This is a genomic window from Mesorhizobium sp. M0500, assembly GCF_040321165.1.
Taxonomy (GTDB): domain Bacteria; phylum Pseudomonadota; class Alphaproteobacteria; order Rhizobiales; family Rhizobiaceae; genus Mesorhizobium.
In genome coordinates this window covers 397,341-416,402 of the sequence record NZ_JAMYRB010000001.1, presented here as the reverse complement: position 1 = coordinate 416,402, position 19,062 = coordinate 397,341, and the positions used below count along the sequence as shown (strand labels likewise).

The following is a 19,062-nucleotide window of genomic DNA, read 5'->3' as shown; positions in this document are numbered from 1 at the left end:
GCCTTTGTGAATATCGGCGCGTGCGAACGTCAGGCTGAAATCAGCGCCTTGCCGGCAACGGCAAGGCTGTCGGCGCCGCCGATGACGCGCTCCTTGAGCGCGCCCACTTCGCCAAGCAGGTTCTCGGCGAAGAACCGGCAAAGCGCGATGCGGCTTTGGTCGGCAAGCGCGCCGCGCGCCAGATAGGCGCCGCCCGCGGCAAGCGAGATCAGCCTGAGATAAGGTGTGGCGCCGGCCAGCGCCTCGTCCGAACGGCCTTCGGCCTGCAGGTCTTGCAGGAAACGGGTTGCCTGGGAGAGCTCGTCGAGCGCCTGGTCGAGGCGATCGGCGGTGCGGCCGAAGCCTTCAAGGTTCGACGCTCGCGCCGCATCGGCGACGGCCTTGAGTTCGGCGATGTAGCCATGCACATGCCGACCGCCGCCGAGCGGCAGCTTGCGCGTCACCAGATCGATCGCCTGGATGCCATTGGTGCCTTCGTAAATGGGCGCGATGCGCGCGTCGCGATAAAGTGCTGCGGCGCCTGTCTCCTCGATGAACCCCATGCCGCCATGCACCTGCAGCCCAAGCGAGGCGACCTCGACGCCGACATCGGTCGAAAAGGCCTTGGCCAGCGGCGTCAACAGATTGGCGCGCTCCTGCCAGTGCTTTGCATCTTCGCTCTGTGACGCGAGATCGATGGCGTGGGCGCAGGAATAGCAGATGGCACGGGCAATCTGGGTCAGCGCCTTCATCGTCAGAAGACTGCGCTGGATGTCGGGGTGATGCACGATCGGCGCCATGCCGGCACCGCGATAGCTCACCGCTTTGCCTTGCCGGCGGTCGTTGGCATAGGCGAGCGCCTTCTGCGTCGCGGCCTCGGCGACCGCGACGCCCTGCATGCCGACGGCAAGGCGCGCATTGTTCATCATGGTGAACATGCAGGCGAGGCCCTTGTTCTCCTCGCCGACCAGCCAGCCGATCGCGCCGGGCCTGCTGCCTTCGAAGCCATCGCCATAAATCATCGTGCAGGTCGGCGAAGCGTGGATGCCCAGTTTGTGCTCCAGCCCGGAGCAGAAGACGTCGTTGCGCCTGCCCAGCGCGCCATCGTCTCCGACGAGGAATTTCGGCACCAGGAACAAAGACAGGCCGCGCGTGCCGGCCGGCGCGTCCGGCAGCCGCGCCAGCACCAGATGGATGATGTTGTCGGTGAAATCGTGCTCGCCATAGGTGATGAATATCTTTTGCCCGAAGATGCGGTAGGTGCCGTCGCCGGCCGGTTCGGCGCGGGTTCGCAAGGCATTCAGGTCCGAGCCTGCCTGCGGCTCGGTCAGGTTCATGGTGCCCATCCATTCGCCGGAGACCAGTTTTTCCAGATATTTGACCTTGAGTGCCTTCGAGCCATGCTTGTCGAGTGCTTCGACCGCGGCCATGGTCAGCGTCGGGGCGATGCCGAACGCCATCGAGGCGGAGTTCCACATTTCGAGCGCGGCGACGCCGAGCATGGCCGGCAGCGCCTGGCCGCCATACGCTTCCGGCGCGGACAGCGCATTCCAGCCGCCGCCGATCCAGCGGCGATAAAGTTCCTTCCAGCCGGGCGGGGTAGTGACGGCAGCGCCGTCGAGCACCGCGCCGTGCTGGTCGCCGACCGTGTAGAGCGGCGCCACCTCCTCGCTGGCGAAGCGGCCGGCCTCGGCCAGAATGGCGTCGACAAGGTCCTCGCCGAGTTCGCCAAAATTGCCGGCATCGAGCGCCGGCTTCAAGCCGGCGACATGCTTCAGGGTGAAGGCGATCTCCTCGACCGGTGCCCGATACATGGCGTTCGCTCCTCCTCAGCCCGGCCCTCCCCAGTCTGGCCCTCCCCAGTCTGGCCCTCCCCAGTCTGGCAGGTCTACTTAAGACCTGTGCCGATGCAAAATCATCTGCTTTCGGCGTTCCCTGTCCATCTTCTTTTTACGTAAACGTCAAACTTTGTCACGCGGATTTTGCAATTGCTGGCTCGTATGCAAAATTACTTAGAGCCGGACGACGCACTTGATTTGTACGGCTATTTCCCGTACAAGGCAGCATCAGGGGTGACGATAATGCCAAACCAACAGACCCGCACCGCCCGTCTCGAAGCCCGTATTTCGCCGGATATGCTGGACGTGGTGAAACGTGCCGCCGAAATCCAGGGCCGTAGCGTCAGCGACTTCGTGGTCGCCGCCGCTCAAGAGGCGGCGCAGCGTACTATCGAGAACACCACCATCATGCGTATTTCCGTCGAGGATCAGCGCGCCATGATGGAGGCGATTCTCAATCCGCCCGAGCCCAATGAAGCACTGCGCAAGGCCGCCGACGCCCACAACCGGCTTGTCGTCGAATCCCGGTGAATTTCACCATCATCATCGAACCGCTCGGCGGATCGCATGATCGCAAGGCGTTCAGCTGCGGGGTGTCGGCGCTCGACCGCTATATACGGGAGCAAGCCAGCCAGGATGTCAAACGCCGAGTCGGCAACTGCTTCGTTGCCGTGGATCGCGATGTCGGCGCGATCGCCGGATATTACACTTTGGCGGCGTCGAGCATACCGATCGCGTCCTTGCCTGACGAACAGACAAAACATCTGCCACGCTACCCGGTTCTGCCCGCGATACTGGTCGGCAGGCTGGCCGTCGATGCCCGATACCAGCGGCGGCGGGTTGGGTCGGCGCTGCTCGTGGATGCGCTACGACGTGGCGTTAGCGCTGCCCCAGCAGCCTTCGCGTTGATTGTCGATGCCAAGGATGACCAGGCGGTCGCGTATTATCGCAGGCATGGCTTTACCTCGTTTCAGAGCCGCCCGCTATCACTGTTCCTGCCCATAGCAACAGCGTTGAAGCTATTTGGCTGACAATCGCAACCATCGCTTTGCTCTTGAGGAGCACCAAGGATCGCTTCGCCAGCGCTCCAACTCGCCCACTCGGCACCCGAAGCATTTCCTTAACCATGGCGGTTCAGGATTTGGCTTTGGCCAGCAAGGACCTGCTGTTTGAAAACGCCGGCGCGCCCCCTTGTCCGCTCAGCGCTTCTCCTTGTCGCGGCCGCGATGACCCTGATGCTGACGCCGGCAAAGGCCTCGGATTTCTCCCAACCGTGGAAGGATGCCGACCGGGCGCTGGTCGTCGACGCCTACGAATACAATTCCATCGACTGGACCAGGCTTGCCACCGACAAGCGTCTTGTCGGCTTCATCAACAAGGCATCCGACGGAATGCCGCCACCCTATTTCTGTTTCGGCGACGAGACCGAGGTGCGGCTGTGCAAGACGCTTTGGAAGCGCCATGCGGTGGCGCGTGAGCTGTTCCAGACGCGCAAGGTTGTGGCCAAGGCGCTTGGCTTGAAATGGGGCGCCTATCACCTCGCCCGCCCCGGCAACCCGGTCGGCCAGGCCAATCATTTCATCGAGTTCGCCGAACCCGGGCCGGACGACCTGCTTGCCCTCGACATCGAGGACGACGACCCAGCGCAGTGGATGTCGCTGAACGACGCCGAAGAATTCGTCCGCCAGGTGCATCGGCGGCTCGGCCGCTTTCCGGTGCTCTACACCAATGGAACGACCGCCCGGCACATCGCCGACAACAGATACAAATACCAGCTGCTGTCGCGGCTGCCGCTGTGGTATGCGCGCTACAAGCCCGACATCGACGTGCATTTTCCGATGGGCAACTGGCAGGGTTATGCGCTCTGGCAGTTTTCGGCGCGAGCAAATTGCGGCCGGTTCCGCTGCCCTTACAGGGTCGCGGGCACACCCAACGATATCGACGTCAGCGTCGCGCCGATGAACGCCACGGAATTGCGCGCGCAGTGGCCGTTCGGCGGCCTGATCGACGTGCAGCCGGATTATCTCACCTCGATACCGGTGCCGCTCTCACGCGAGGCGGGGCTCGCCGGCGGCACCATCGCTTACGCTAGCGTGACGCCAAGCTTCGAGGAGATGGTCGCGGTATTCAGGGCTCGCCTGGCCAGGTTCAGCAGCGGCTTTCAAATGCCTGCGGCGAAGGCGGTGCCGGGCCTTCCGCGCGGGATTGCCGAATATGTCGCCTGGACGCGAAACGAAAAGCGTGCGGCATCGGTGCCAGGATTTGTCTCCACCGCCGATGCGGTCAGCAGCGTCTCGACCGAATTCGACCACGGCTTGCGCTGAGGCCGAAGGCCGCCCGATGCATCAGTTCGCCTGCTCGCGCGCCACTGCCAGCCAGCCAATGTCGCGGCGGCAAAAGCCTTGCGGCCAGTCGATCCGGTCGAGCGCGGCGTAAGCCTTCTTCTGCGCCTCGCCGACGGTGCGGCCGGTCGCCGTGATGTTGAGCACGCGACCGCCATTGGCGACGAGTGCGCCGCCGTTCATGGCGGTGCCGGCATGAAATATCTCGACGCCGTCGCCTGCCGCCGCCTCGACGCCGCGAATGACCGAGCCCTTTTCCGGCGTGCCGGGATAGCCCCTGGCTGCCATCACCACGGTGAGCGCCGCCTCGTCGCGCCAGCGCACCGAAGTATGCGCCAGCTGGCCGTCAGCGGCTGCGTTGAGCAGGACGAGCAGATCGTCCTTCAGCCGCATCATCAGCACCTGGCATTCCGGGTCGCCGAAACGGGTGTTGTATTCGATCAGCTTCGGCCCGCTGTCAGTGATCATCAGCCCGGCGAACAGCACGCCGGAAAACGGTGCGCCTGTTTCAGCCATGCCGCGCATGGTCGGCTCGACGATCTCGCGCATGGTTCGGTCGATCATCTCCGGCGTCATCACCGGGGCCGGCGAATAGGCGCCCATGCCGCCGGTGTTCGGGCCGGTGTCGCCGTCACCGACACGCTTGTGGTCCTGCGCGGTGCCGAAGGGCAGCGCGGTGGTGCCGTCGCACAGGCAGAAGAAACTTGCTTCTTCGCCGACGAGAAACTCCTCGACCACCACTTCCGCGCCGGCCTGGCCGAAGGAGCCGTCAAAACAGGCCTCGAGCGCGGCCAGCGCCTGGTCAAGCGTCATGGCGACGGTGACGCCCTTGCCGGCAGCGAGGCCGTCGGCCTTGATGACGATCGGCGCACCCGTCTTCTCGACATAGGCCCTGGCCGAAGCCAGATCGTCGAAGCGGCCATAGGCGGCGGTCGGAATGCCGTATCTGGCGCAGAGATCCTTGGTGAAACCCTTTGATCCTTCCAGCCGTGCCGCCGCTTTTGACGGGCCGAAGACGCGGATGCCCTCGGCGCGGAGGTCGTCGGCGATGCCGGCGACCAGCGGCCCTTCCGGCCCGACCACGACGAGGTCTATTTCATTCTCGCTGCAAAACCGAACCACCGCTGCGTGATCGGCAGTATCGAGCCTCACCAGTTCGGCTTCGTGGCCGATGCCCGGATTGCCGGGCGCCGCGTAGAGCCTGGTCAGCAGCGGCGACGCCGCGATCTTCCAGGCAAGCGCATGTTCGCGTCCGCCGGAGCCGATCAACAAAACACGCATGCCCAGATTCCTCACCGTTCCACGACCAGGACTGCGCTATTGCGCCACGCGCGACGGGTCAAGACATTTGGCTGCCGAAGCGCCGATTGCGCGTGGCGAGCGTGCGAGGGCTGCTTGACGCTTGACGGCATTCGCCTCTGCTGCCACTCCAGCAAAATGGAAACCGTCCAGTCGAAAGCGGCCCAGGGCCGCGTCGCCGATGCGCCGAGCGGCCACTGGGTCTATCGCGCGCTGCCGCGGCGGTTGTGGCCCTATGCGCAACTTGCCCGGTGGGACCGGCCGATCGGCTGGCAATTGCTGCTATGGCCATGCTGGTGGTCGGCTGCACTTGCTGCGAGCGCCTATCCGCGTCCGACGGATCCGCTGCTCTCGCTGCTGCCGTCGCCGTGGTATCTGCTGCTGTTTTTTCTCGGCGCGTTCGCCATGCGTGGTGCCGGCTGCACCTACAATGACCTGGTCGACGAGGACATCGACAACCAGGTGGAACGCACGCGCTCGCGGCCGCTGCCGGCCGGCAAGGTCACGCGCCGGCAGGCCTGGATGTTTGTTGTCCTGCAGGCACTGGGCGGCCTCGCCGTACTTTTGCAGTTCAACAGCTTCGCCATCTCGCTCGGCATCGGCTCGCTGGTCATCGTCGCCGTCTACCCGTTCATGAAGCGATACACCAACTGGCCGCAACTCGTTCTCGGCCTTGCCTTTTCCTGGGGGGCGCTGATGGGATGGGCGGTCGAGTTCGGCGATCTCGATGGGCCGGCAATCATGCTCTATATCGGCTCGATCCTGTGGGTGATCGGCTACGACACGATCTATGCGCATCAGGACAAGGAGGACGACGCCATCGTCGGCGTGCGCTCGACGGCGCGCCTGTTCGGCGACAACACCAAGGCCTGGCTGGCCGGGCTTTATGGCGGAGCGCTGGTCTGCTTCGCCATTGCCTTTGCCTCGGCGCAGGCACCGGTGCCTGCACTGGCCGGACTGATAGCCGCCGGCGCCCATATGGCACGGCAGATCGCCGTGCTCGACATCGACGATCCGGACCAGTGCCTGAGGCTGTTCAGATCGAACAACCAGGTCGGCTGGCTGATCTTCCTCGGCCTGATCGGCGGCGCGCTCTGGGTGGTGCTGAAGCCGCTGGTTTAGCGGCCTGTTCCCTTCTCCCCCTGTGGGAGAAGGTGGATTGGCGCGTAGCGCCAAGACGGTTGAGGGGTGTTGGAAGAAATGAGGCGTCGGCGTTCCCTGGAGCACCCCTCATCCGACCGAGCTTCGCTCGGCCACCTTCTCCCACAGGGGGAGAAGGAAGAGGCGCTCAGGACTATTCCCGCGAAATAAGCTCCTCGCCGCCGATGACCAGCCTGAGGCCGAGGTCGCCGGCGCGGCGGCGGGCGAGGAAGCGCGGGCGGCGCATGGTCGAGACGCGGCCTTTGCGACGGTCCTGCGCCGGCAGCGCCTTGATGGCGGCGCCGAGCGATTCTTCGAGCGTGCGGGCAATGCCGTCGGCCTCGATCAGCAGCATCGGCAGTCGGTAGGCGTCGGCCCAGGCGCGCCAGTCGGCGGCGACATCGTCGAGATCGTCGGCCACCAGCAGCGGCACCGACAGCATCGGGTCATTGTGCAGAAGCTCAAGCGTCACTGTGACATTGCCATCCGGATCCTCCATGGCGCGGGCGGCGACGCCGCGAAACGCGTTGGCGGGCAGAGCGATGATCGCCGGCACGCCGCTCATCTCCAGCGTGCGGCGGATAACCGCGCCACGCTGGTCGATGGTGAAGGTGACGTCGCCATAGTCGTCGCGCGTGGCGTAGCTCACCACCTGCGGCAGGCGGAATGGGTCGAGACGCATATTGCGGCCGGCCCAGACTGGCTTCAGTCCAGTGTTCATATCGTGCCTTTCCTGTTTCTCCTGAGAGCCGGTGTTTCCGGTTCTCCGGGCCGGTTTTCCCAGCCTCGTTGTGGAGAAACATTAGCGCGGGCTTCTTATCCTCGCGCTTAAGAAAGTCGGTTAAATTTTGCTGATCCGGGGCGGATGGTTATCGGAATGCGAACCGGGGCAGGCCGGCGAAAGGATCAGATAACCTTACCCGGATTCATGATGCCGGCCGGGTCGAACGCGGCCTTCACCCTACGCATCAGCTCGATCGCCATCGGCGGCGCCGTCGCGATCAATTCGTCCCGCTTCAACTGGCCGATGCCGTGCTCGGCCGAGATCGAGCCATGAAACGAGCGCACGACGTCGTGCACGGCCTTGTTCATGACGTGGTAAAGGCCGAGAAACGCCTCGTCGTCACCGTCGACCGGCCGGGAAATGTTGTAGTGCAGATTGCCGTCGCCCATGTGGCCGAAGCAGACGACGCGCGCGCCGGGACTGACCGATTGCACGGCGCCGGCGGCCTTTTCGATGAAGGGCGGGATTGACGCCACCGGCACCGAGATGTCGTGCTTGATCGAGGCACCTTCCGGCTTCTGCGCCTCGGGCAGCACTTCGCGGAAATTCCAGAACGCGTCGCCCTGGGCCATGCTTGCCGCGATCACCGCATCGCCGACGATGCCTTGCTCGAGGCCTGCCTCCAGCACCTCCTCGATCAGGGCCCTGGCATCGTCGGCCGAACGGCCCGACGAGATCTGCATCAGCACATACCACGGCCAATCGCCGGCCAGCGGCCGCACCACGCCTTGCGCGTGGGCAAGCGTGAAGTCGTAGGGCCTCTGGCCGACCAGCTCGAAGGCGGTGAGCGCTGCCCCTGCACGGTCCATCGCCAGGCTGAACAGCGACAGTGCCGCCTCCGGCGATGACAGGCCGGCAAACGCCACCTCGCGCCCCTTGGGCTTGGGGAACAGCTTGAGCACGGCGGCGGTGATGATGCCGAGCGTGCCTTCCGCGCCGACGAACAGGTTCTTCAGATCGTAGCCGGTATTGTCCTTTTTCAGCTTGCGCAGATCGTCGAACACTTCGCCGGTCGGCAGCACCACTTCGACGCCGAGGCAGAGCTCGCGCGCATTGCCGTAGGCAAGCACGCCGGTGCCGCCGGCGTTGGACGAGAGATTGCCGCCGATCTGGCAGGAGCCTTGCGCGGCAAGCGACAGCGGAAACAGCCGGTCGGCGGCATCGGCCGCTTCCTGCAGCGTCTGCAGGATGACGCCGGTTTCGACCGTCACCGTGTTGGACAGTGTATCGATCTCGCGGATGCGGTTCAGCCGCGAAAGCGACAGCACCATCTCGCGGCCGGATGCGTCCGGCACCTGGGCGCCGACCAGCCCGGTGTTGCCGCTTTGCGGCACAATGGGCGTGCCGGTTTCGGTTGCCAGCCGCATGATGCTGCTGACCTCCTCGACGGTCCCCGGCCTCAGCACCAGCGCCGTCCTGCCGTGCCAAAGTCCGCGCCGCTCGGTGAGGTAAGGCGCGATGTCCTGCTGGTCGCGCAGCGCATATTTGTCGCCGACGATTGCCGCAAAGCGCGCGATGACGGCGGGGTCGAGACTTGGGGAAATGTCGTTCATGGTTGGAAACTATGGTGCTCAATCCATCTTGTCACGCGGGGCGATCTTGTCACGCGGGGCGGCGGCGCGCGAAAGCCGGTCATTGATCGCCTCGCCCAGCCCGTCGAACGGGATCGGCTCGACAGCGATGGTTTTGGCGCCGGCGCGATCGAGATCCTGCAGATGGGCGAAGAGATTGCTTGCTGCCTCGCGCAGGTCGCCGGTCTCCGACAAATTGCGCAGTGCGGCTGCATCACGCCAGCCTTCGGCACGGCGGCGGCCGAAGGCCAGCAAGGCTTCGCCCGGTGCGACCTCCGCAGCATTGAGCCGCACTGCCGCACCTGGCGCATAGTGCGAGGCGAGCATGCCGGGCGCCTCGATGCCCGAAGCGCCGCGCAGCAACTTTGTCCCGGCCACTGCTTCGATCTCTTCGGCGGCAATGCCGCCCGGCCGCAGCAGCCGCAGCTTTCCAGCTTCGACCTTGACGATGGTCGATTCCAGCCCGACCGGCGTCGCGCCGCCGTCGACCACAAGCTTGATCCGGGGACCGAGATCGGCGGCCACGGCTTCGGCCGTCGTGGCGCTGATCCTGCCCGAGGAATTGGCGCTGGGCGCCGCCAGCGCGCGGCCGAACCTGGCGATCAGCTCGCCGCCAAAGCCTTTCGGCATGCGCAGCGCAATGGTATCCAGCCCGGCGGTGACCAGCGGATGAATGCCGTTGCCGGGCCGTTGCGGCAGCACCAACGTCAGCGGCCCCGGCCAGAATGCCTGCGCCAATCTTTCCGACAGCGGGTCGAACAGCGCGATGCGCTCGGCCATCGCCGGAGCGGCTATATGGGCGATCAGCGGGTTGAAGCGAGGTCGGCCCTTGGCTTCGAAGATACGAGCCACGGCAACGCCATTGGTCGCGTCGCCGGCCAGCCCATAAACGGTCTCGGTCGGGATGGCGACGACATCGCCGCTCTCGAGCAGCGCCAACGCCCTTTCCATCGCCTCGCCGACGGCACGAATTTCAGCCACTGTCGTCACCTCACGGATGCGGGTGCCTAATACGCTGACGCCGGGCGAGCAAGCCCAGGCATTGGCGAATCGCAAATCGCTAAAATGCTATGTTTCCCCGCAAGCCGGCATCAACTGCCCTTGGCTAGGGTGCCGTCTTGTTGGGCAAGGGGAATTATCATGCTTTCGATGCGTATCCTTGGAGCGCTTGGTTTGGCGTTTATGGCCGGCACGGCACAGGCCTCGTCGCTGGTTTTTCTCGGGCAAACGACGGCGACGCCTTCGGTGGTAAGTGCCGGCGTGCTCGAGCGGGCGAAAACACCGTCGATCGTCGCGCTCGGCGAGAAGTTGCCTGACGTCAATGAAAACGTCACCGATGAAAAGGTCGCGGCAATCCCGAGCCAGCCGAGCCATGGCTTCACCGGAAGCCCGATGATCATTCGCGGCGGTATCGTCGGCGATGCCTTTGCAACACCCGCGCCCAAAGCCGCGCCGGCCACCGCTGCCGCGCCCGCCGCAGACAGCAAAGCCGACCCAAAGGTCGCCAGCAAAACCCCTGAGCCGGCCGCGCCGCAGCCTGCGCCGCTAGCAGCTCCCGACCAGCCCAAATAGCGCCTGAAGCATAAGCGAAGATCTCTTCGCGGACGTCAGCCGGCTATCTTGGAGAAATCCGCGACCCGGTCGGTCGCCGCGCGGATGCGGGCGAGCAACGCCAGGCGATTGGCGCGCACGGCCTGGTCCTGGTCGTTTACGAGGACTTTCTCAAAGAATGAATCAACCGGCTCGCGCAACACGCTAAGCGCCAGCATGGCGGCGGAAAAGTCTTCGTTTTGAATTGCTTCGCCGGCTTGCCTCTCGGCCTGATTCACCGCGGCGAACAAGGTTTTTTCGGCGTCCTCCCGGAACAGAGCCGGCTCAACATGGTCGGCGATCGTCGTTTTCTTCTTCTCCTCGGCAGCCACGATGTTGGCCGCGCGCTTGGTGCCGGCAAGCAGGTTCTTGCCGTCCTCGGTGTCGAGGAAGGAACCGAGCGCTTCGACGCGGCGGACGATTTGAAGGAGATCGTCGTTCTGGCCAATCTCCCCCCTTGAGGGGGAGATGCCCGGCAGGGCAGAGGGGGGTGCCTCGCGCCGAGAGGCCGGCGGGACAGCGCCCCCCTCTGTCGGCTGCGCCGACATCTCCCCCTCAAGGGGGGAGATTGGGCGCGAACCCGCCGCCAACACCGCGTCGATCAGGTCATGCCGCGCGCCCTGATCGCGGAGATAGACTTTCAGGCGATCGTGGAAGAAGGACAGGAGGTCGGCAATTATCTCAGACGCGGAACGGTCCGGTAATTCGAGGCCGCGTATTTCCGAGGACAGCGAACCTGTCCGTTCACTGATCAAATCGTCGGCTGATCCAACGCCAGTAGTGAAATCGCCCTCGTCGTCCGCTCGCCAGACCACCGAAAACCGATTGCCGCGATTGAAGGTAAGCCCGAACAGCGAGTTTAAGAACTGGCGCTGGAGTGGCAGTCTTACCCCATTCTCGACCAAAATCCTCACAACGCCTAGCGCCGCCCTCCGCAGCGCATAGGGATCTTTCGATCCGGTCGGCTTTTCATCAATGGCCCAAAACCCGACCAGCGTGTCGAGCTTGTCGGCAAGCGCCACGGCCACCGAAACCGGATCGGTCGGCACGCGATCGGACGGGCCTTGCGGCTTGTAGTGTTCCTCGATCGCCGCGGCGACGGAAGGATGCTCGCCCTGCAGCAGCGCGTATTTGCGGCCCATGGCGCCTTGCAGCTCGGGGAATTCGCCGACCACCTCGGTGGTGAGATCGGCCTTGGCGAGGACGGCAGCACGACGTGCGAGCGCGGTAATCTCCCCCCTTGAGGGGGAGATGTCGCCGAAGGCGACAGAGGGGGTCGGCACGTCCTGACGCCACGCCCTATCGCGGACAGAGGATGCCGGCGCTTCACGCGAAGCGACCCCCTCTGGCCTGCCGGCCATCTCCCCCTCAAGGGGGGAGATGGACTGCGCCACGATCGGTGCCAGTTCTTCGGCCAGCCTGGCAATCCGCTCCACCCGCTCGCCTTGCGTGCCGAGCTTGGCATGAAACGTCACATTGAGATGGTCGAGGCGGGCCATGCGCTGATCGAGCGGTTTTTTGAGATCAAGTCCGAACTTTTGCGCCGATGCCTGCAGCTGGTCGAGATCCGGCAAGTCGCCCTGGTCGGTTTTCCAGAAATAGAGCGCGTCGGACAGGCGCGCGCGCACCACCTTGCCATTGCCGTGGGCGATCTCCTTGCCGCCATCCTTGGCCTCGATGTTGGCGGTCAGGATAAAGCGGTTGGAAAGCTCTTCGCCCGCGCCATGTGGCCGCGTCACAAAACACTTCTGGTTGGCGCGGATGGTGAGTCGGATCACCTCGGCCGGAATGGCGAGAAAATCCTGTTCGAATTCGCCCATCAGCACGACGGGCCATTCGACCAGGCCCGACACTTCCTCCAGCAGCCCCTCGTCCTCGACGAGGTCGAGCCCGCTGGCGAAGGCGAGGTTCCTGGCATCGGCAAGAATGATCTCCTTGCGCCTGTCGGCATCGAGCACGACCTTGGCCGCCTCAAGCTTGGCGACATAATCGTCGAAGCGGCGCACCGTGATGGCGCCCGGCGCATGGAAACGGTGGCCGTAGGTGATATTGCCGGAGCGGATGCCGTCGATCTCGAAATCGACCACCACCGGCTCCTCGGTTTCTGGGCCGAAGGTGCACAGGGTCGATTGCAGCGGCCGCACCCAGCGCAGCGAGCCGGGCTTGGCCGAAGCCGGCCCCCAGCGCATCGATTTCGGCCAGGGGAAGTTTCGGATGATGCCCGGCACCAGCTCGGCGATGATCTGCTCCGCCGGCCTGCCCGGCCTGGAAATATGGGCGACATAGAAGTCGCCCTTCTTCGGATCGGAATGAACATGCGCCTCGGCAATCGAGGCAAGGCCGGCCTTGCGCAGAAAGCCCTGCACCGCCGGCTCCGGCGCCTTGGTCGAGGGCCCCTTGATTTCCTCGCTGATGTCCTTCGAGCGCGCGGTCAGACCGCGAATGTCGAGCGTCAACCGGCGCGGCGTCCAATATTCGCGCGCCGCCTCATAGGTCAGCCCGGCGTCGACCAGCCCGTCGGTCAGCAGCTTCCTGAGATCGCCGGCAGCCTTGCGCTGCATGCGGGCGGGAATCTCTTCCGAACGGAGTTCTAAAAGCAGGTCGGGCATTGATTGTGCTCACGGCAAATGATCCGGGCGGGGCATAGCAACTCGGCCGGCCGCTGTCACCCTTCCCGCAAGATCGAGCCTGCGTGATCGGGACATCTAACGGCGATTTCCGGAAAAATTCAGCCGCCTGTCGGACACGAGCCGGTCCGCCCGTCCTTGGAGCAAAGATTTCCATGAACCGAACGCAGCGCTGAAGCGACCAACGCTCAGGCAGAGAGCTATTGGCTGAACGACCATGAAAACGGCATCGACATTCCTGCAGATCCTCGCGCTCAGCGCCTGTTTCGCGGCGCAGGCTCATGGCACGTTCTCGATGCCCGGCGTCAGGCAAGCGCTGCGGACAATGGCCGGCTCCAGCGGCCAGGGTGCGTTACAAATCAGCACTCCTGCCGAATTCGCCTTGAGCTAGGCCGCCAGCCCGCCCGCCTGCGTCAGCAGAAACGCCTCGCCGCAGGCTTTGGCCAGATTGCGCACCCGCAAGATGTAACTCTGGCGCTCGGTGACCGAAATGACGCCGCGTGCGTCGAGCAGGTTGAAGACGTGGCTGGCCTTGATGCACTGGTCGTAGGCTGGGAAGACCATGCGGTGGTATCCCTCCCCCTTGAGGGGAGAGTGGCCAGACAAGGTCTGGCCGGGAGGGGTCGCTCGTGCAGTGCTCGACGCCTGACCTGCGGTGCCTTCTGAGGCGACCCCCTCTGCCCGCTTCGCGGGCTCCCCCTCAAGGGGGAAGATGGGCGCGCCGGCTTGTAGCAACGCCTTGCACTCGGCTTCGGCGTCTTCGAAATGGCGCAGCAACATCGCGGTGTTGGCAAATTCGAAATTATGGCGCGAATATTCCTGCTCGGCCTGCAGGAAGACGTCGCCGTAGGTCACCTTGTCGGCGCCTTCACGACCGTTGAAGTTGAGGTCGTAGACATTGTCGACGCCCTGCACATACATGGCCAGCCGTTCCAGCCCGTAAGTGAGCTCGCCCGCCACCGGTGCGCATTCGATGCCGCAGACCTGCTGGAAATAGGTGAACTGCGAGACCTCCATGCCGTCGCACCAGCACTCCCAGCCCAGCCCCCAGGCGCCGAGCGTCGGGCTTTCCCAGTCGTCCTCGACGAAGCGGATGTCATGCAGCAGCGGATCGATGCCGATCGCGGCCAGCGAGCCGAGGTAAAGCTCCTGCAGATTGGGTGGATTGGGCTTCAGGATCACCTGGTATTGGTAATAGTGCTGCAGCCGGTTCGGGTTCTCGCCATAGCGGCCGTCCTTGGGGCGGCGCGAGGGCTGGACATAGGCCGCGTTCCAGCGTTTTGGGCCGAGCGCGCGCAACGTCGTTGCCGGATGGAAGGTGCCGGCGCCGACTTCCATGTCGTAAGGCTGGAGGACGACGCAGCCATAGTCCGCCCAGTAGTTATGCAAGGTCAGGATCAGCCCCTGGAACGAGCGGCTGGGGTGCATGTGGGCAGGGATATCAACGGTCACGGCGGCCTCCGGCGGGGATGCGGCACCTCGTAGATGCCCGACCTCCGAGCGTCAAGGCGACAGGTTACCCCTTCGGGCAATCACTTCAGACCAGTTATCGATCTCGGCGCCGCCCCTCATCTGCCTGCCGGCATCTTCTCCCCGTATAGTGACGGGGAGAAGGGGCTGGCCGCGACCTCGGTACTCGTTCTGCAACGCTGGAGATTGGCGAAATCCTTTGCGAAGGCGTCCTTCTCCCCGTCACCATACGGGGAGAAGTGCCCGGCAGGGCGATGAGGGGCGGCGCAAACCTGCAGCGATTGATCACCCCTTCGGCGCGGGCGCCGGCACGGGCTTTACGTTCGGGGTTTCCTGCGCCGTGTTGGATTCGATCGGCGGCAGGCCTTTCATCAGCTTTTGCTGCAAGGCGGCAAGCACGTCCGGGTCCGGCTTCAGGTCGCGGGCCTGGTTCCACTGGAAGGTGGCTTCCAGCTTGCGGCCGACGCGCCAGTAGACGTCGCCGAGGTGATCGTTGAGCACCGGATCCTCCGGCTTCAACGAAACGGCGCGTTCCATTTCGCGCACCGCATCGTCGAACTGGCCAAGGCGGTAATAGGCCCAGCCCAGCGAATCGACGATGTAGCCGTCGCTCGGCCTCAGGTCGACGGCCTTCTGGATCATCGCGAGGCCTTCCTTGAGGTTCATGTTCTTGTCGACCCAGGAATAGCCGAGATAGTTCAGAACCTGCGGCTGGTCGGGGTAGAGCTCCAGCGCCTTGCGGAAATTCGGCTCGGCCTTCGGCCATTCCTTCAGTCGCTCATAGGCGATGCCGCGCTGGTAGAAAATGTTCCAGTTGGCGGCGGTCGGCGTCTTCAGCACCTCGACTGCCTTGTCGTAAAGATTGGCGGCGGAGCGGAAATCCTCCTTCGAGGAATAGACGCCGCCGAGCGCCAGATAGGCGCGCATGTCGTCGGGATGCGCATCGACGATGGCCTTGAGGTGAGCGATCGCCTCATCGTTGCGGTCGAGATCGGCAAGGTTGAGGCCAAGCTGCAGGTCCGAAAGCTCCTTCAGCGGCGAGCCGGCGGGAATGCGGCGATAGAGCGCGATGGCGCCCTCGCCATCTTTCAACTGCTCGGCAACGGCGGCAAGCTGAACGAGCGCCGCGTCGTTGTCGGGCCGCAGCGCCAGGGCATATTGCAGATAAAGCCGCACGAATGGCTCGCCGCCGCCGCGGTTGAGCGCGGTGGCGAGATCGAGCAGGATTTCCGAGGCGCCGTCCGACGGACCGGCAACGAAGGGCTCGATCTTTTCGCCCTTGTTGATCTTGTCGCGAAGGGCCGCAATCTCGACCTTGCCGGGGGCGAACGCCTCGGCCTTGTCGAGCACCGACAGCGCCTTGGCCTTGTCGCCTTTGCGGGCGAGGAAAGAGGCGTAGGCCTGCGCGTTGCGCATCCATGTTTCTGGGGCCGCACCGCCTGCCGCCGTGTCCTGCACGGTGGCGGTGTAGAGCGCATCCGCCCTGTCGGGCAGGCCGGAGGCGTCGGCAATCAAGGCACGGTGGAAGGACTTGAACAGGCTGAACCAGTCGGGGCCTTGCAGCTTGTCGATGGAAGCCATGGCCTCGCCGGCGTCACCCGCACCCTGCTTGGCCCAGCCGGTCATGACGCCGGAGATCAGCCGGTCGAGATCGGATTCGAGCGACAGCTTGAGCCAGTATTCGGCCTTGGAGAAATCCTTCTTGTGGAAGGAATCGATGGCCAGCGCCAGGCGCGAGAAGCGCTCGACGTCGGGAACCGCCTTGAGCTTGTCGGCATAGACCAGGGATTCGTCGAAGCGCCCCTGCGCGATCAGCGACAGCATCAGACTCTGCTGCAGTCCCGTATCGTTCGGATCGAACGCAAGCGCCTGCTTGTAATAGGAGATGGCACTGTCGAGGTCGTTGTCGCCGTCGGCAATCCTGGCGGCGAGATAGGCCCCCGAGAAGGATGTGATCCTGACCGGCTCGGCGGTCTGTTTGGCATGCGCCGGCAAAGCCGAAATCGCCATGCCCGTCGCGATTGCCAGCCCCGTCAGCCAGCGCGCATATCCTTGCCGCATCATATCCCTTTCAGCCAAACGCCATCTCCGCGTCAGCGGGATCGCCGTAGACTCGATCTTTACAGGTAAAGCATGGCCTTTTTGGGGTCGTGCTTCAACCCGGCCCGAATTCACAATCGGGTCAAGCAATTAATAAACCATGCCGAAAGAGGTCGCACGACCGCATTGCGACACTCCGGCAATGGGAAACCGGCGTCACGGCCCTGAAAACTCAGGACGCTTGCGAAAGGCTTGCGTCGAGCGCCTGCATGGCGACGGTGACAAGATCGTGCAGCCGCTTTTTCGGCACACCGTCGCGTGCCTGGACCGAAAGGCCGTGCATCAGCGTGGCGTAATAGTCACCCAGCGTCTCGGCATCGGTATCCGGCTTCAATTCGCCATCGCGCACGGCCTTTTTCAATCGCTCGACGATCGATGCGGTACGCGCCAGCCGATGCTCCGCCAGCCATTGCAGCACGGCGTCATTTTCGACGGCGCAATTGGTGGCGGCCGTCACCACCATGCAGCCCTGCGGCCGCCCCGGCCTCGTATAAATTTCTACGGCGTCGCGAAGCATGCGCTCGATGACGCGCCGGACATTTGGTTCTTCCTCTAGCGCGCGCGTGGCAAAGCCGCCCTCATTGGCCTCGTAAAGCGCCACCGCTTCGCGAAACAGATCCTCCTTCGAGCCGAAGGCGGCATAGATGCGCGCCGATGCGAGACCAAGCGCCGATACGAGATCGGCCATCGAGGTGCCCTCGTAGCCGCGCCTCCAGAAAGCGTCCCGGGCTTTCTCCAGCGCCTGGTCGCGGTCGAACTCCCTTGGCCTTCCCGCCATTGCGACCTCCAATTTTTGTCGATCAACAAATAATCCGCTTGACTTCGGATTGCAAATCTCAATTCTTTGTCGATCATTAAATAATTGTCGACAAGGAGTCCGGCATGAGTTCACTCGATCAAGGCGCGCCGCTCGGGGCGATAACGCAGGGAGCAAGCAGGGCGAAACATGGCGCAACGCTGGCGCTCCTCGCCTTCGCGCAGCTCATCATCTCGCTCGACCTCAACATCGTCTTCGTGGCGCTGCCGGAGATCGGCGCCGGCCTCGGATTTTCAGGCCAGACCCTGCAGTGGGTGGTCAGCGCCTACACCGTGTTCACCGGCGGCTTCCTGCTGTTCGGCGGCCGGGCCGCCGACCTGATCGGCCAGCGCCGCGTCTTCATCTTCGCGCTCTGGCTCTACGCACTTTCGTCCCTCGTCGGTGGCCTGGCCTGGTCGCCGGAAATCATCATCGCGGCACGCGCCGTGCAAGGCATCGGCGCCGCGTTCCTGTTTCCGGCGACGCTGTCGCTGATCAACCGCCTGTTCGCCGAAGGGCCGGAACGCAACCGGGCGCTCGCCGTCTGGGGCGGCGCGGGCGCCAGCGGCCTGACGCTCGGTTCGCTTGCCGGCGGGTTTCTGACCAGCGCCTTCGGCTGGCCGTCGGTCTTCTACGTCAACGTGCTGCTGGCCGGGATCGCCATCATCGCGGCTTTCGCCATCATCCCGCGCGATCGCAAGCGGCACGAGCACCGCAGCTTCGATCTGCCCGGCGCACTGACCGTCACCGCCGGCGCGACGCTGCTTGTCTTCACCCTGGTTCAGGGACCTGAATATGGCTGGGGCTCTGGCGCAATCATCGCCAGCGCGGCACTGGCGGCATTCTTCCTGATCGCCTTCACCGTGATCGAGGCCAACAGCGCCGATCCGCTGATGCCGCTGCGCCTGTTTTACAACCGCAGCCTTGTCGCCGGCATGACGATAACCTTCCTCTACATGGCCACTTTCGGCGCGCTGCCCTACTTCCTCACCGTGCTGCTGCAGAACGTGCACGGCTTCACCGCCTTGCAGACGGGCCTCGCCTTTCTCGTGCCGTCGGTCGCCATCGCCACCGGTACGCAAGCCGGCGAGCGTCTGGCAACGCGCTTTTCGACGCGCAGCACCCTGGTCGGCGGCATGATCGTCGGCGCGGTCGGCACAGCATTGATGGTATCAGGCGCGACTGCCGACAGCAGCTATCTGTCCCTCGTACCCGGCCTGATCGTCTCCGGCGTCGGACAAGGCATCGTCTGGACCGCAATGTGGATTGCCGCCGCTTCCGGCGTTGCCCATGACCAGCAAGGCGTCGCCTCGGGGATGGCTTCGACGACGCTCAATGTCGGCAACGCCATCGGCATGGCCGTGCTGATTGCGATTGCGAACAACCAAATCGGCGAATTGTCCGGCAATGCGTTGAAAATTGCCGTCGCCGACGGCATCCAGGTCGCCTTCTGGCTCGCGGCGGCGGGCATTGTCGTTAGCCTGCTGGCAGCAATGGTTCTTCCGGCAAAGGCTCGATGAGAACAA

At 64.3% G+C, this 19,062-nt stretch carries 16 protein-coding genes; 7 read left to right on the top strand and 9 right to left on the bottom strand.

The genetic code is table 11. The annotated features are described in order from the left end of the window. Window positions 1-29: 29 nt before the first annotated feature. Window positions 30-1,793, bottom strand: a complete 1,764-nt coding sequence (locus tag NKI70_RS02055) for an acyl-CoA dehydrogenase family protein (protein ID WP_352724075.1) — start codon at window positions 1,791-1,793, stop codon at window positions 30-32. 174 nt (window positions 1,794-1,967) lie between these two features. Here NKI70_RS02055 and NKI70_RS02050 point away from each other — a divergent pair, with 174 nt between their 5' ends. The 3 genes from NKI70_RS02050 to NKI70_RS02040 all read left to right on the top strand — a co-directional run bounded on the left by NKI70_RS02050 (window position 1,968) and on the right by NKI70_RS02040 (window position 4,141). Next, window positions 1,968-2,348, top strand: coding sequence for a type II toxin-antitoxin system TacA family antitoxin (locus tag NKI70_RS02050; protein WP_352724074.1), 381 nt, complete (start codon window positions 1,968-1,970; stop codon window positions 2,346-2,348). After that, window positions 2,345-2,848, top strand: a complete 504-nt coding sequence (locus NKI70_RS02045) for a GNAT family N-acetyltransferase (RefSeq protein ID WP_352724073.1) — start codon at window positions 2,345-2,347, stop codon at window positions 2,846-2,848. Before NKI70_RS02050 ends, NKI70_RS02045 begins: the two co-directional genes overlap by 4 nt. Before the next feature lie 138 nt (window positions 2,849-2,986). After that, the gene (locus tag NKI70_RS02040; RefSeq protein ID WP_502898910.1) at window positions 2,987-4,141 is read left to right on the top strand and encodes a glycoside hydrolase family 25 protein; all 1,155 of its coding nucleotides are present in this window, start codon (window positions 2,987-2,989) and stop codon (window positions 4,139-4,141) included. Window positions 4,142-4,162: 21 nt separating this feature from the next. Here the strand turns inward: NKI70_RS02040 and purD are convergent, their stop codons facing one another. Then, a complete protein-coding gene (gene purD, locus NKI70_RS02035) occupies window positions 4,163-5,440 on the bottom strand; it encodes a phosphoribosylamine--glycine ligase (protein ID WP_352724072.1) in 1,278 nt (425 codons plus the stop codon). 156 nt (window positions 5,441-5,596) lie between these two features. Here purD and ubiA point away from each other — a divergent pair, with 156 nt between their 5' ends. Further along, complete coding sequence (gene ubiA / locus NKI70_RS02030; protein WP_352724305.1) at window positions 5,597-6,580, top strand: 4-hydroxybenzoate octaprenyltransferase; 984 nt, start codon at window positions 5,597-5,599, stop codon at window positions 6,578-6,580. A gap of 172 nt (window positions 6,581-6,752) precedes the next feature. Here the strand turns inward: ubiA and NKI70_RS02025 are convergent, their stop codons facing one another. From NKI70_RS02025 to NKI70_RS02015, 3 genes are all read right to left on the bottom strand, one after another. Beyond that, a complete protein-coding gene (locus tag NKI70_RS02025; protein ID WP_023674094.1) occupies window positions 6,753-7,319 on the bottom strand; it encodes a DUF6101 family protein in 567 nt (188 codons plus the stop codon). A gap of 185 nt (window positions 7,320-7,504) precedes the next feature. Continuing rightward, window positions 7,505-8,935: an FAD-binding oxidoreductase gene (locus NKI70_RS02020; RefSeq protein WP_352724070.1), complete on the bottom strand. Its 1,431-nt coding sequence runs from the start codon at window positions 8,933-8,935 to the stop codon at window positions 7,505-7,507. A gap of 18 nt (window positions 8,936-8,953) precedes the next feature. Next, window positions 8,954-9,934: an L-threonylcarbamoyladenylate synthase gene (locus NKI70_RS02015; protein WP_352724067.1), complete on the bottom strand. Its 981-nt coding sequence runs from the start codon at window positions 9,932-9,934 to the stop codon at window positions 8,954-8,956. 159 nt (window positions 9,935-10,093) lie between these two features. Here NKI70_RS02015 and NKI70_RS02010 point away from each other — a divergent pair, with 159 nt between their 5' ends. Next, window positions 10,094-10,525: a hypothetical protein gene (locus tag NKI70_RS02010; protein WP_352724064.1), complete on the top strand. Its 432-nt coding sequence runs from the start codon at window positions 10,094-10,096 to the stop codon at window positions 10,523-10,525. A 35-nt stretch (window positions 10,526-10,560) separates the two neighbouring features. Here NKI70_RS02010 and glyS read toward each other — a convergent pair whose 3' ends face one another. Then, window positions 10,561-13,152 carry a glycine--tRNA ligase subunit beta gene (gene glyS, locus NKI70_RS02005; RefSeq protein ID WP_352724061.1) on the bottom strand — a complete coding sequence of 864 codons (2,592 nt, stop codon included), beginning with the start codon at window positions 13,150-13,152 and terminating at the stop codon, window positions 10,561-10,563. A gap of 235 nt (window positions 13,153-13,387) precedes the next feature. On the opposite strand from glyS, the gene NKI70_RS02000 reads away from it, so the two are divergent. Further along, window positions 13,388-13,561 (top strand): hypothetical protein, encoded by a 174-nt coding sequence (locus tag NKI70_RS02000; RefSeq protein ID WP_352724058.1) that lies wholly within the window; start codon window positions 13,388-13,390, stop codon window positions 13,559-13,561. Here the strand turns inward: NKI70_RS02000 and NKI70_RS01995 are convergent. From NKI70_RS01995 to NKI70_RS01985, 3 genes are all read right to left on the bottom strand, one after another. Then, on the bottom strand, window positions 13,558-14,622 hold the full coding sequence (locus NKI70_RS01995; protein WP_352724056.1) for a glycine--tRNA ligase subunit alpha: 1,065 nt from the start codon (window positions 14,620-14,622) through the stop codon (window positions 13,558-13,560). The genes NKI70_RS02000 and NKI70_RS01995 overlap by 4 nt on opposite strands. Window positions 14,623-14,925: 303 nt before the next feature. After that, on the bottom strand, window positions 14,926-16,701 hold the full coding sequence (locus tag NKI70_RS01990; RefSeq protein ID WP_031211039.1) for a tetratricopeptide repeat protein: 1,776 nt from the start codon (window positions 16,699-16,701) through the stop codon (window positions 14,926-14,928). Between the two features lie 211 nt (window positions 16,702-16,912). Beyond that, window positions 16,913-17,518 carry a TetR/AcrR family transcriptional regulator gene (locus tag NKI70_RS01985; RefSeq protein WP_352571415.1) on the bottom strand — a complete coding sequence of 202 codons (606 nt, stop codon included), beginning with the start codon at window positions 17,516-17,518 and terminating at the stop codon, window positions 16,913-16,915. Window positions 17,519-17,622: 104 nt separating this feature from the next. Here NKI70_RS01985 and NKI70_RS01980 point away from each other — a divergent pair, with 104 nt between their 5' ends. Continuing rightward, the gene (locus NKI70_RS01980; protein WP_352700339.1) at window positions 17,623-19,056 is read left to right on the top strand and encodes an MFS transporter; all 1,434 of its coding nucleotides are present in this window, start codon (window positions 17,623-17,625) and stop codon (window positions 19,054-19,056) included. Window positions 19,057-19,062: the final 6 nt, after the last annotated feature.